General features: G+C 41.4%; 12 protein-coding genes and 1 pseudogene. 8 read left to right on the top strand and 5 right to left on the bottom strand.

Going from position 1 to position 13,308, the window contains the following annotated elements; translation table 11 throughout:
• Nucleotides 1-7 precede the first annotated feature (7 nt).
• Together Q9Q86_RS13070 and Q9Q86_RS13065 are read right to left on the bottom strand one after the other, a co-directional pair.
• Nucleotides 8-382: a hypothetical protein gene (locus Q9Q86_RS13070; protein ID WP_112986343.1), complete on the bottom strand. Its 375-nt coding sequence runs from the start codon at nt 380-382 to the stop codon at nt 8-10.
• 189 nt (nt 383-571) lie between these two features.
• Entirely contained in the window at nt 572-1,528 is a 957-nt protein-coding gene (locus Q9Q86_RS13065) for a TerC family protein (protein WP_004914511.1), read from the bottom strand.
• 391 nt (nt 1,529-1,919) lie between these two features.
• Here Q9Q86_RS13065 and Q9Q86_RS13060 point away from each other — a divergent pair.
• Nucleotides 1,920-3,116: pseudogene (locus Q9Q86_RS13060) on the top strand (low temperature requirement protein A).
• Between the two features lie 60 nt (nt 3,117-3,176).
• Here Q9Q86_RS13060 and Q9Q86_RS13055 read toward each other — a convergent pair.
• Entirely contained in the window at nt 3,177-4,091 is a 915-nt protein-coding gene (locus Q9Q86_RS13055) for a LysR family transcriptional regulator (RefSeq protein ID WP_112986344.1), read from the bottom strand.
• Nucleotides 4,092-4,197: 106 nt separating this feature from the next.
• Between Q9Q86_RS13055 and Q9Q86_RS13050 the strand changes: the two genes are divergently transcribed.
• From Q9Q86_RS13050 to Q9Q86_RS13035, 4 genes are read left to right on the top strand one after another with little or no spacing between them, the layout of a single operon-like run.
• Complete coding sequence (locus tag Q9Q86_RS13050) at nt 4,198-5,427, top strand: acyl-CoA dehydrogenase family protein (RefSeq protein ID WP_171293868.1); 1,230 nt, start codon at nt 4,198-4,200, stop codon at nt 5,425-5,427.
• A gap of 13 nt (nt 5,428-5,440) precedes the next feature.
• The gene (locus Q9Q86_RS13045; protein ID WP_112986346.1) at nt 5,441-6,562 is read left to right on the top strand and encodes a phosphotransferase family protein; all 1,122 of its coding nucleotides are present in this window, start codon (nt 5,441-5,443) and stop codon (nt 6,560-6,562) included.
• On the top strand, nt 6,559-7,257 hold the full coding sequence (locus Q9Q86_RS13040) for a histidine phosphatase family protein (RefSeq protein WP_005403983.1): 699 nt from the start codon (nt 6,559-6,561) through the stop codon (nt 7,255-7,257). The genes Q9Q86_RS13045 and Q9Q86_RS13040 overlap by 4 nt, the downstream gene beginning before the upstream one ends.
• A 19-nt stretch (nt 7,258-7,276) precedes the next feature.
• Nucleotides 7,277-8,020, top strand: a complete 744-nt coding sequence (locus Q9Q86_RS13035) for an SDR family oxidoreductase (protein WP_004914490.1) — start codon at nt 7,277-7,279, stop codon at nt 8,018-8,020.
• A 259-nt stretch (nt 8,021-8,279) separates the two neighbouring features.
• Here Q9Q86_RS13035 and mpl read toward each other — a convergent pair whose 3' ends face one another.
• Nucleotides 8,280-9,641, bottom strand: coding sequence for a UDP-N-acetylmuramate:L-alanyl-gamma-D-glutamyl-meso-diaminopimelate ligase (gene mpl, locus Q9Q86_RS13030; RefSeq protein ID WP_112986347.1), 1,362 nt, complete (start codon nt 9,639-9,641; stop codon nt 8,280-8,282).
• Nucleotides 9,642-9,816: 175 nt separating this feature from the next.
• On the opposite strand from mpl, the gene Q9Q86_RS13025 reads away from it, so the two are divergent.
• From Q9Q86_RS13025 to Q9Q86_RS13015, 3 genes are all read left to right on the top strand, one after another.
• Nucleotides 9,817-10,218, top strand: a complete 402-nt coding sequence (locus Q9Q86_RS13025) for a DMT family protein (protein ID WP_171293869.1) — start codon at nt 9,817-9,819, stop codon at nt 10,216-10,218.
• A gap of 136 nt (nt 10,219-10,354) precedes the next feature.
• On the top strand, nt 10,355-10,867 hold the full coding sequence (gene purE / locus Q9Q86_RS13020) for a 5-(carboxyamino)imidazole ribonucleotide mutase (RefSeq protein ID WP_004914484.1): 513 nt from the start codon (nt 10,355-10,357) through the stop codon (nt 10,865-10,867).
• An 11-nt stretch (nt 10,868-10,878) separates the two neighbouring features.
• Nucleotides 10,879-12,000: a 5-(carboxyamino)imidazole ribonucleotide synthase gene (locus Q9Q86_RS13015; protein ID WP_112986349.1), complete on the top strand. Its 1,122-nt coding sequence runs from the start codon at nt 10,879-10,881 to the stop codon at nt 11,998-12,000.
• Nucleotides 12,001-12,054: 54 nt separating this feature from the next.
• On the opposite strand, the gene Q9Q86_RS13010 is transcribed toward Q9Q86_RS13015, so the two are convergent.
• Nucleotides 12,055-13,209: an IS4 family transposase gene (locus Q9Q86_RS13010; RefSeq protein ID WP_308150310.1), complete on the bottom strand. Its 1,155-nt coding sequence runs from the start codon at nt 13,207-13,209 to the stop codon at nt 12,055-12,057.
• Between the last annotated feature and the right edge of the window lie 99 nt (nt 13,210-13,308).

Raw genomic sequence — 13,308 nt, 5'->3', positions numbered from 1 at the left:
TTCTAATTTAACCACCGAAAGACATGCCACCACGTCCAAATCCGCCACGGATTGGAGAAGATAATGAAGAACTTTTCAGCGTAGTTGAAACAGTGGGTTGTCCCACACTAAGATTGCTTCTAGGTCGTAAAGTATGACCTCTAAACGAGACCTCACGATTATTTTGGTAGTATTGTGGCCCTAGATAACGGTTTGATCCATAACTACCTGCATAATAACCACTACTCACGTTGTTATTCTCTTCTTCACAAGTGTCAGTATTCCAGTCAGCTGCGCAGTCATATTGGTTGTTGTAAACATCTTGAACCAATGGACCATCATTATGGCTACATGCAGTTAATAATAGCGGGACGACAACGAGATTGATTTTTTTAGAACGCATAATCTGCCACTCATTTAATTTAGTTGTAAGCGCCTTCATAGCGAAGCAACTTTGTTTATTATGTTTCTAATCAGAAAGATAAAAGCGTAAAGCCGACATATCATATTGATCTGTTTTTTTAATGTACAGTCTAATTTTAGGTTTTTAAATCTCAAGACATCTGAAGCTCAGATGTCTTGAGTGATTCGCTTAGGATTGTAGCTGTTTTTTGTTATGACGCAGAGAAAGGTAAGCTGTAATGCTTAAGACGAGGACGATGAAGCCTAATGAAATCCAAATCGGCATGTGGAACACGTCGAGCATCAGCATTTTTGCACCAATAAACAGTAAGATAATCCCTAAACCGTATGGTAAGTAATGCAATTTCGTTGCCGCACCAGCCAACAAGAAGAACATTGCGCGTAAGCCTAAAATCGCCATTAGGTTTGCAGTCAATACGATAAATGGATCACTTGTTACCGCAAAAATCGCTGGAATTGAGTCGACCGCAAAGATAACGTCGGAACCTTCAACCAAAATCAGAACTAAAAATAATGGTGTTGCCCACAACAAACCATCACGGCGAACAAAGAATTTTTCACCCTCAAGCTGTGGCGTGATACGCATATGTTTGCGTAACCATTTTAAGGTTTTGATATCTTCGATATTGGTTTCTTCGTCTTGTCCTTTTAGGAATTTGAAACCGGTATAGACCAAGAACGCACCGAAAATGTAAAGAACCCATGAAAACTCTTGAACGAACCATGCACCGATAAAAATAAAGATGGTTCTTAATACGATGGCACCTAATACGCCGTAGAGTAAGATTTTACGTTGCAGCGCAGAAGGAATCGCAAATGCAGAGAAAATCATTAACCAAACAAAAACGTTGTCAATCGCTAAAGATTTTTCTAACAAATAACCTGCAAAGTATTCCATGGTTTTTTGGTTGGCTATACCTACCCCAACAGTTTGTTGTAAATAGAACCACAAACCACCACCAAACATTACCGCAACTGAAACCCAAGCAATACTCCAATAAGCCGCTTGCTTAATTGGAACATCCTGATTTTGCTTTTGTTTAAAGCCCAAAAAATCGATCAGTAGCATCACGATGACGATGCCAAAGAAGATGGCATATAGCCATATATTACCGATAGTGTCCATCACAACTCCCTATCTGGCAAATGGGCATAAAAAAACCTTGACCAGTTGCCAGATGAATAAAAAACATCTGTTTCAACATGATCAAGGTCTTGCCTACATCACAATGTACTGTGATGCTCAGAGTCCGACTTTTTGCAAAGTGTAATGACGAAACTCTGACACCGAAGGCATGATATGCACTTGGGCTTGGAGGAGGCTACTCCCCTTGTCAAACTAATTCTGTATGGACGGTAACATCCAAATATGTATATAGGATTACATAATTTGTGTGTTTGTGCAATTTTTGAATGAATAAATTTTCAACAATATTTTATCATGCTCGTTGTTGCCCTTTCATTCTGAAGGATTTTCTTTGCAATGATGAACAAAATACAGCGTAGAGAAAAAACATATGAGTGCTGAAAAACTTCACCACACAACATTAAAGGCATTTGCCCCACGAGATCCCCAAGAATCACATCGTGCCGCTACCCCTTTGGAGTTGTTATTTGATTTGGTTTTTGTTGTTGCGATTGCAACTGCAGGTCAACAACTGCATCACGCTATGGTCGAAGGTCATTTGTGGCATGCTTTACCGACCTACTTTATGGTGTTTTTTTGCACTTTGGTGGGCATGGATGAACTTTTCTTGGTTTGCTTCAGCCTATGACAATGACGATACGCTGTATCGTTGTTTGACCTTTGTGCAAATGGCTGGTTCTTTAGTCATGGCGGCAGGTATTCCTGCGGTATTTCAGCAGCATAATTTTGACATGATCATTATCGGTTATGTGATTATGCGTTTGGCTTTGGTGACCCAGTGGATTCGTGTCGCTAAACATGATCCTTTGCGAAAAGTAACCGCCTATCGATATGCCATCGGCATTGTATTAGTTCAATTAGGTTGGTTGATTACTAATTTTAGTTCGATTCATCTTAGTCAGTTGCTCTTTCTAGTCTTGGTAATATGTGAATTAGCAGTACCATTCTATGCCGAAAAACATGCGATCACACCTTGGCACCCACATCATATTGTGGAGTGTTATGGTTTGTTGACGATTATCGTATTAGGTGAGTCGATTATTGGATGTTTTGCTGCCACTCAAGATGCATTTTCGAATCAGGTATTGAATCTCGAAGAGATTTTTCTGATTGTAGGTGGGCTATTGATGATGTTTGCGATGTGGTGGGTTTATTTTGATCGCAGTCATCACCACCATCAACGCCGTGGTGTACAACCATTTTTATGGGGTTATGGGCACTTTCTCATTTTTATTAGTATTGCTGTGTTAGGGGCTGCATTAGCCGCTGCGGTCGATGTTTCAACGAAACATGCCGAAATTTCAGCTCAAATGATGGGTTTGATTATTGCCGCAAGTTTAGTTGTTTATAGCACCTGCGTATGGCTATTTTATGAAGCGTTTTATTTAAAGGGATGGAGACGTTAGATTTATCCAATCACGGTTTTTATTCTATTGTGTATGCCATTTATCTTTAATCAGATTGGACACATTGTGTTTGCGATGGCGATTGTCTACATCCTTCGTCTTATGTTGTCTAAAGCTTTTTGATGAATTGTGATGATGAGCAAAGCATCACAACGCATTAAGCTTCCTTTCCATTTGAACTACCACCAAGTTTGGCGTTTTAATACGCTAACTTGGTAGGCTCAAAAAATTTTCAAAATTTCATTTCGAAGAAACTGATGGCGAGGATTCTTTCTGACGTGTTCGTGCCAATACATCCCCATTTTAATTTTAGGCAGCTCGATGGGTAACTGATGTATTTTTAAATCTTGCGCATAATGCAGATGTTTTAAAATACTGTGAGGAATGGTGAGAATCGCCTTGGGATACTGAGCCAAGACTTGTAAGGCAGTGGAATAGTGCTGACAGCGCATAAAAATTTGTCGAGAAAGTTGCTGTCGATTGAGATAAATATCTTCAAGCAATAATCCTGTTCGCCGAGAGGACACACCGATATGTGGTGAGGATAAATAGAGCGATAAATCCATCTCTGTTTGAAGTGTACACGCCACAAAATGATCTTCAATCAAGTTTTCAAACTGTAAATTTTCTTGATAGGGTTGTACTAGATCAATCACAAAATCAATTTGTTGTGCTGAAAGATCAGCCAGCATATTTTTTCGATCAAGTTTGGAACTCAAAAACTGAATATCGAGATTGAGTTGACTAAAATGATGCACTAATTGAGGAAAAATAATCGGTTCAATTTCATCATGAATTGCGATTTTCAAGCTTTGTAGCATGCTAGGATCAAAGTCGTGTTGTGGAATCGCAATATTTTGAATCGTTGATAACGCCGTTTGAATCGGTTGATAAATTTGTTCGGCAAAAGGTGTGGGAAGCATTTTTTGTCCACTACGCACAAATAATTCATCTTTAAGTTGCAGACGCAAACGTTGTAAAGCATGACTGACCGCAGATTGACTAATACAAAGAAGTTGAGCGGCCTTAGAAATGCTTTTTTGCTCAAAAATCGCAATAAAAAGTGGATACAGATTGATATCAATACGAAGGAAGTTACCCACTTCCAATGGATTTGTATTATGAATCTGATTCATAGTTTTGCATAAAATAAAATCATTTCATTCATAATAAGTTTTCGCTTAAGGTGATGTAAAGCAGCGAATTCAGTTTCGCCACATATTTACCTTGAGGGAAATGATGATGTTTGCATTATCTGAACGTGCACAGGATTTTATTGCTCGCACACAGGCGTTTATCCAACAAGAAATAGAACCAATAGAAAAAGCATTTTGGGATGAAACACATCGTTTAAATGTCGATGGTGACTGGACCAAATGGCAATGGCCGGCACAACTTGAACAACTCAAAGCGAAAGCCAAAGCAGCAGGCTTATGGAATATGTTCTTGCCTGATAGTGAACTGGGTGCAGGTTTATCGGTACAGGAATATGCACATATTGCTGAATTGACGGGGCGTAGTTTACTGGCTCCGACAGTATTCAACTGTAATGCGCCTGATAGTGGCAATATGGAGCTGCTATGGCGTTATGGTAGCGATGAGCAAAAACGACAATGGCTACAACCCCTGCTTGCTGGTGAAATCCGTTCAGTGTTCTGTATGACGGAACCCGCCGTTGCTTCCAGTGATGCCACCAATATGCAAGCCACGGCAGTGATTGATGGCGATGAAATTGTTCTGAATGGGCGTAAATGGTGGTCGTCTGGTTTGGGTGATCCGAATGCCAAAGTGATTATTTTTATGGCCTACACCCCTGACCCAAGCAAAGACCGTCACCATCAACATTCGATGGTACTTGTGCCGATTGAAACGCAAGGCGTAACGATTGAACGGATGTTGCCTGTATTTGGTGATTACGATGCACCGCATGGACATGGACAGGTCAGTTTTGACAATGTGCGTGTGCCAGTGAGCAATTTTATTGGTGGTGCAGGTCAAGGATTTGAAATTGCTCAAGGACGCTTAGGGCCTGGTCGTATTCACCATTGTATGCGTTGTATTGGTGCAGCGGAAAAAGCGTTAGAACTCATGATTGATCGTGGCATGTCACGCAAGGCATTTGGTAAAGAAATTCTTAAACTTGGCGGCAATTTAGAACGTGTCGCGGAAGCCCGTGTGCAGATCGATCAAGCTCGCTTATTAACGCTGTATGCTGCTTATAAGATGGATACCTTAGGCAATATGGCAGCACTCACCGAAATTTCTGCAATCAAAGTCGTTGCACCGACTGTATTGCAAAACGTCGTTGATATGGCGATCCAAATTCACGGTGGTGAAGGTGTATCACGCGATACTCCGCTGACAGCATTTTTCAATCAAGCACGCAGTTTGCGTTTAGCTGATGGACCTGATGAAGTGCATAAGGGCATGATTGCTAAATTAGAATTGAAAAAACGTGGCTATGGTCGTTAATAAGGATAAAAAAATGACAATGATTGATATCGGCGGTCAGGTTCGTCACGGTGAAGAATTGGATATTTCCGCTGTTGAAAAGTGGTTAAAGGATCAAGGTGTTCAACTGCAAGGTCAAGCACAAGTCACTCAATACTCAGGGGGTGCTTCGAATTGGACCTATCGTTTGCAATACGACAATCAAGATTTAATCCTACGACGTCCACCGAAAGGTACTAAAGCCAAATCAGCGCATGATATGGCGCGTGAATACAATGTGCAGAAGCATCTTGCGCCGTTCTACCCTGTCTTACCTGAAATGGTTGCATTGTGTCAGGAAGAGAACGTAATAGGTTGTGATTTCTATGTCATGAAGCGGATTGAAGGCATCATTCCGCGAGCTAATTTACCCAAAGAATTACAATTGAATCAGTCACAAGTTCAACAGTTGTGTCTGAATGTTTTGGATAAATTAATTGAATTGCATCAAGTGCCATATCAAGGTACAGAACTGGAAAAACTGGGCAAAGGCGAAGGCTATTGCCGCCGTCAAGTTGAAGGTTGGGATGCACGTTATAGTAAAGCGCTTACGCCAAATGTACCTGATTTTAGCTTTGTGCGGGAATGGCTACAGCAACATATTCCAGCGGATTCTAAAACTTGTGTCATTCATAATGATTGGCGTTTTGATAATGTCATTTTAGATCCACAACAACCAACTACAGTGATCGGAGTACTGGACTGGGAAATGGCGACTATTGGTGATCCGCTGATGGATTTAGGCAGTGCTCTCGCCTACTGGATTCAAGAAGATGACGATGCTTTGATGAAGTCTAGTCGTCGTCAACCGACCAATCTACTAGGCATGCTGACACGTCAACAGGTGGTAGACTACTACTTGGAAAAAACTGGTTTGCAACCTGCCAATTGGGCATTTTATGAAGTATTTGGTTTGTTCCGTTTGGCGGTGATTGCTCAACAGATTTATTATCGTTATTACCATCAGCAAACCGATAATCCAGCCTTTAAGGATTTCTGGATCATGATCCATGCCTTACATATTCGGGCACTTAAATTAATTGCACAAAACAATGCTGAAGCACAGCAGTTAATTCCTGAATATGGGGCGAAATTACAGGATATTTTAAAACGATGACCACGATCTATTTGGTACGACATGGGCAGGCATCATTTGGTGCTGCGAGTTATGATCAGCTTTCAGCCAAAGGTGAACAACAGGCGCAGGTGGTGGGTGATTTTTTTAAACATACCTTGAAAGAACATCCTTTGGTGCTTGCAGGGTCAATGCAGCGGCATCAGCAAACAGCACAATTAGCCTTGGCTCAAGGTTTTGATGATGCGCCAATTCAAACAGAGTCGGCTTGGAATGAGTTTGATCATCAACAAGTATTTGCCAAATATGATGAACGTTTTAATCAACCAGAGTTATTGAAGCAGGATGTTGAGTTAATTGCCAATCCACGTGCTTATCTTGCCAAAATCTTTGATGGCGCGATTGAACGCTGGACAGGAGAGCACTATGACCATGAATATCATGAGACATGGTTAGGCTTTCAAACACGTGTAGAAGGTGCTTTGCATGGTTTATGTCAGCACATTGATGCCACGCAACCACGTCAGGCTGTAGTGTTTAGTTCAGGTGGTGTGATTTCTGTGGCGGTTGGCAAGGTTCTAGGTTTGAATGCTAAACAGATTTTTGCGCTGAATTGGTCGATTGCCAATGCCAGTATCACCACATTGCGTTGGACAGATGGTCGTTTGCAATTACTCAGTTTCAATGAGCATCATTATTTGAAAGCGCGTGATGCTGAACTCTTAACATGGATATAAATAAGAATAGGTGAAGGAAATGACAAAGACGATTTTAATTACAGGTGCAAGTTCAGGTTTAGGCGCTGGGATGGCACGTGAATTTGCAGCCAAAGGATACAATTTGGCATTGTGCGCACGCCGTTTAGATCGTTTGGAATCCTTACAACAAGAATTGCAAAGCCAATTTGCAATTCAGGTCAAAATCAAAAGTCTTGATGTGACTCATTACGATGATGTTTTTACGGTTTTTAAAGCTTTTCAGCAGGAATTTGGGACAATTGATCGGATTATTGTCAATGCAGGTGTAGGTGATGGTCGTCGTATTGGTAAAGGGCATTTTGAAGTAAATCGTGCCACAGCGGAAACCAACTTTATTTCAGCATTGGCACAGTGCGAAGCAGCAGTTGAAATCTTCAGAGCGCAAAATAAGGGTCATTTGGTGGTGATCTCCTCAATGAGTGCAATGCGCGGTTTACCGAAGCATTTGTCGACCTATGCTGCGAGTAAAGCAGCAGTGGCACATTTAGCGGAAGGTATTCGTGCAGAGTTGTTGGATACGCCAATTAAAGTTTCAACCATTTTCCCTGGCTATATTCGTACTGAAATGAATGAGGGTGCGAAAAAACTACCGTTTGAAGTGGATGAAAAGACAGGTTGCAAGGCGTTGGTGAAAGCCATTGAGAAGGAATCAGTAAAGGCTTATGTACCGCAGTGGCCATGGTTGCCAATGGGCATAGCAATGAAGATTTTGCCGTTAAAATTGGTGAATAAACTGAGTTAATTACTATTCAAAATAGATCGGAGATATCTCTATTTGGAAAGTTTGACAGCCTCATATAGGCTGAATCATTGACCTGTTTGGATATAGGCGTTTCCTTACTTTTCATGGGTGAGGAGTTTACTCCGCAAGGTAACAAAAATCCTTTGTTGGACTGATGGTATATCCCTATACCACAGTCCAACGGGCGGCATGGATGCCGCCTGTCACGATAGTGAATACCGTGACAAAATTAGATGATTAAAATAGGCTATTGGCTAAATTACGACAAAGCCTTAATTAACTTTTGGTGTAAACCACCAAAACCACCATTGGACATGATCACCACAGCATCGCCCTCGCCTGCTTCATTCACTACACGGGTAATGATGTCATCCAAAGAGCGGCTGACTTCAGCCTTGTTTGAAGATGCTGAGATTACAGGTTGTAAATCCCAGTCTAAACCTTCTGGTTGATACCAAATTACCTCATCCGCTAAACGCGCAGAGTGCGCCAAACCATCTTTATGACTGCCCATACGCATAGTGTTAGAACGTGGTTCAATGATTGCCCAAAGTTTACGTTCACCAAGACGTTTACGTGCGCCGTCGAGTGTAGTTTCAATCGCAGTTGGGTGATGGGCAAAGTCATCATAGACTTCGATGCCACGCACAGTACCTAACAGCTCCATACGGCGCTTTACACCACCAAAGTTAGATAATGCTTCACAGGCTTGTTCAAGGCTGACACCGACATGCTGAGCAGCAGCAATCGTTGCCAAAGCATTGGCTACACTATGCTGTCCTGTCATATTCCATTTTACTTCCCCGATTGCCTTGCCATTTTCAAGGACTTTAAAATGACTACCATCGGCACTGATCAGCTCCGCTGATAAAGCAGCTTGGTCATTAGGTTCAAGACTGGTGCGAACCACAGGCGTCCAACAGCCTTGTGCTAATACTTCATCAATATTGGTTTCAGTAATTGGAGCAATAATACGACCTTCGCTTGGAATGGTGCGTACTAAATGATGAAACTGTTTTTGAATCGCAGCAAGATCATCAAAAATGTCAGCATGATCAAATTCAAGATTGTTTAAAATCGCAGTTTTTGGATGATAATGGACGAACTTAGAACGCTTATCGAAGAAAGCAGAATCATATTCATCAGCTTCCACACAGAAATATTTGCCACCACCTAAACGTGCGCTTTCGCTAAAACCAAGCGGTACACCACCAATTAAGAAACCTGGATTTAAACCTGCTTGATCGAGTACCCACGCCAACATTGTAGTCGTCGTCGTTTTTCCATGTGTACCCGCGACACCTAAGACATGTTTACCTTGTAGCACATGATCAGCTAAGAATTGTGGGCCAGAAATATAAGGTAAACCTTCATTGAGCATATACTCGATGGCATCAATACCACGTTTCATGGCATTGCCGACGATCACGAGATCGGGATGTGGTTGCAAATGGCTACGATCATAACCTTGCATCAGTTCGATGCCTGCATTTTCGAGTTGAGTCGACATCGGTGGATAAACATTGGCATCTGAACCTGTGACTTTATGTCCTAAATCTCGTGCTAATAGAGCCAAAGACCCCATAAATGTGCCACAAATACCCAAAATATGCAGATGCATAACTCGCCTACTCCACTGCTTTGCATACAGCACGGAACACGTGTGTATGATTGTCGTTATCAATAAAATTCAATCGCAACGATAGCAAGGCTTGCAGTGAAAAGATAGTCAAAATTCGTTGTTGTTCTTCACTTAAAATTTAAGCGAGAAGTGTTAAGATTTCATCGTTTTTAAGATGTATCTATCTCCCTGTTGTCTTTATTTTCCGAATCAGAAGGACGCTATTTTGAGCCCGACGCTTTTAGCCCTGTGTTTATTGATTATTTCAAACTGTTTTATGACCTTGGCATGGTATGGACATCTCAAAATCTTACACGATGCTCCGCTATGGCAAGCGATTCTATTTAGTTGGTGTATCGCTCTACTCGAATACAGTTTTATGATCCCTGCAACGAAATTATTAAATCAATATGGCTGGAGCTTGGGGGAAATGAAAATTACTCAAGAAGTCGTGACACTATTGGTTTTTGTTCCGTTCATGATTTTTTTATTTAAACAGCCATTTAAATTAGATTATATCTGGGCAATGTTGTGTTTGCTTGGGTGCGTCTACTTTGTTTTTCGTAATCAGAGCTAGTTTTTCTATGCGATGCTTAATCGTTTCTGTAGTTGGGGATGCCTGAAAAAAACGCTATAATATCCCCCAATTTATTCCTTTGTGCTTGGCGCAAGTCGAGACACTCTCCTCTTTTTATCTTGTTTTGGAAAAGCCAATGAATGCGGTCGCAACAGATAACCAACCTTTAGTCGGGATTATCATGGGTTCTCAATCGGATTGGGCAACACTTGAACATACCGCAAACATGCTCAAACAGTTGGGTGTGCCTTTTGAAGCTGAAGTGGTTTCTGCGCACCGCACACCAGATCGTTTATTTGAATATGCTGAAACAGCACGTGATCGTGGTATCCAAGTGATTATCGCGGGAGCTGGTGGTGCTGCACATTTACCAGGAATGTGCGCAGCAAAAACTGATTTGCCAGTGCTTGGCGTGCCAGTAAAATCTTCGATTTTAAACGGTGTTGATTCGTTGTTATCGATTGTGCAGATGCCTGCAGGTATCGCGGTAGGCACATTGGCAATTGGCCAAGCTGGTGCAACCAATGCAGCAATTATGGCAGCTCAAATTCTAGGTTTAACACGTCCAGAGATCGCAAAAAATGTTGCAGATTTCCGTACTGCACAAACTGAAAAAGTATCGAGTAATAACATTCCTGGTCAAGTATAACGAGGTTGATCATGAATAAAACCATCGGTATTTTTGGTGGCGGACAGCTTGGACGCATGATGGCGCAAGCCGCTTTACCACTCAATATTCAATGTAGCTTTTTCGAAGCAGAAACAGATTGCCCTGCGGCTATTCTAGGTCCTGTATTTTCAAGTAAAGATCCACAAGCACTTCAAGCTTTCATCGCAAGTGCTGAAGTATTCAGCCTTGAGTTTGAAAATACGCCTGTAGCTGATGTGGATGTTCTGACTCAGACAAAAACATTACACCCTCCTCGTCTTGCTTTGGCGACTGCTCAGAACCGTTTAGCTGAAAAAGGCTTGTTTGATGAGTTAGCTATTCCTGTTGCGCCCTATCGCGCAGTGGATAGCTTGCAAAGTTTAAAGCAAGCTGTTGATGAATTAGGCTTACCGATCGTATTAAAAACCGTAACAGGTGGCTACGATGGTAAAGGTCAGTTCGTATTGCGTTCAGAAGATCAAATTGATACAGCTTGGGCTGAACTTGGGCCTGCAAAAAGTCTAATCGCTGAAAGTTTTGTGAAATTCAGTCGAGAAGTATCGATTATTGCAGTACGTGGACAAGATGGCGATGTCAAAACGTGGGCATTGGCAGAAAATCATCATCACAATGGTATCTTGTCACACTCGATTGTTCCTGCGCCAAACAGCACAGATCTACAGCCTGTTGCACAAGATTACATTACCCGTTTATTGAACCATTTGAATTATGTGGGTGTGCTTACGCTTGAGTTATTCGTAACTGAGCAAGGGCTTTATGCCAATGAAATGGCATGTCGTGTACACAACTCAGGACATTGGTCGATTGAAGGTGCGATTTGTTCGCAATTTGAGAATCATATTCGTGCAGTTGCAGGCTTACCACTTGGTGCAACGGATGTTGTTCGTCCAACTGTGATGGTAAATATCATCGGGCAACATCCTAAATCTGAGGACATTTTAGCTCTGAAAGGTGCTCATTTACATCTTTATAATAAGTCTGAGCGTGCTGGTCGTAAGTTAGGACATATCACTTTGATGCCGAATAATTCTGATGAATTAACAGATTTATGCCGTCAATTGGCTCAAATTTTACCTGTGCCTTTAGCTTTGACGACTGATATGAATATCTAAGTTATCCACAATGCAACGAAAAGCGATCTTCGGATCACTGCTGTCCCACAAATATCACAAGAAGAACCTCAATTGAGGTTCTTCTTGTTTTCGCCATTTTTTATCAGGCACAAAGAGTGACCTTAAAAGTTTCCTTTCAAATAAATTGACCTGAATAATTCTCAGTAAACGCTGAACACTCCATCCTTCTTGTGCCATGTGTTTAGCGAAGTTCACCAGCAAATAGGCAATTAATGCAATCCATATTTGCGTTTGTATCGCATTGCGGCTTCGACCTAGAAATGACTTCAGTTTTAAATTCTGCTTGATGGCTTTAAAGAATAACTCAATCTTCCAGCGGTCTTTATAAATTGCAGCAATGGTGGATGCTGCCAGATGAAAGTTGTTGCTCAGAAATTCGAATGTTCTTTTCTTATCTGTATCATAAAACTCTATACGTCTTAATAATTTAGGTGCGCCTCTTTTCTTGGCATGCGCACTACTCAATTCAATACATTCATCCGCAATAATCCCTTTAGTCGCTAATACGCTGCGGCTTGATTTAACTTGATAAACTGTCTTTGGGCGTAGCCGGGTTACAAAGCTGACGTTCTGAAGTGTCAACTGAGCAAACCATTGATAATCAACATATCCTTTATCAAAGACGATAGTGCTGCCAGCAGGAAATTTAAATGCTCTGCCTTGCACCATATCATTTTCAATACCATCCCCAAGCGCTACAAATTCAGGAATGGTATTGCTGTGATTTAAGCCAACACTGAGTTTAATACTGGCTTTGGATTCATGCACTTTTGCCCATGCGCACAATGACAGTGAAAGATCAATATGACTGGCATCTAGTGAATACAGCGGATTCTTGAATCTAAATTTATGTGCAGTTTTAGAGTTTTCACAGCGCTGAAGCAGCTGTGTGAACAATTGCTGATACAAGCTGGCGGGCTGTTCTTCGTTGAGTCTTGCTAAGGTGCTTCGCGCAATTCTCTTCGCGCCAAGATGATAGAGCTTTTCCTGCTGGGATTCGAGATTGGATTGAATGTCTCTTAAGCTTTGCCGACAAGAAAGTTGGGACATCAATATGGCAACAAACTGATCCCAGCGGGTGGCTGATCTTAATTTTTGCCCAGAGTGGTGCAGTTTAGCCAGACGTTCAAAATCTTGTCTTAGAATGGGTTTGAGTAATTGATGAAATACGGTATTCTGATGTGACAAAAACTGAGTCCTTTATAGTTAAAGTGTTTGTTTGCACTCATATTTTAACTATTTAGACTCAGGTTTTTTTATTTAAAGCAAACTATGGGACAGTAGTGT

Source organism: Acinetobacter sp. A22, assembly GCF_030913345.1.
GTDB lineage: Bacteria > Pseudomonadota > Gammaproteobacteria > Pseudomonadales > Moraxellaceae > Acinetobacter > Acinetobacter junii.
The sequence above is the reverse complement of the archived record's forward strand: the minus strand, read 5'-3'. Positions and strand labels throughout refer to the sequence as shown.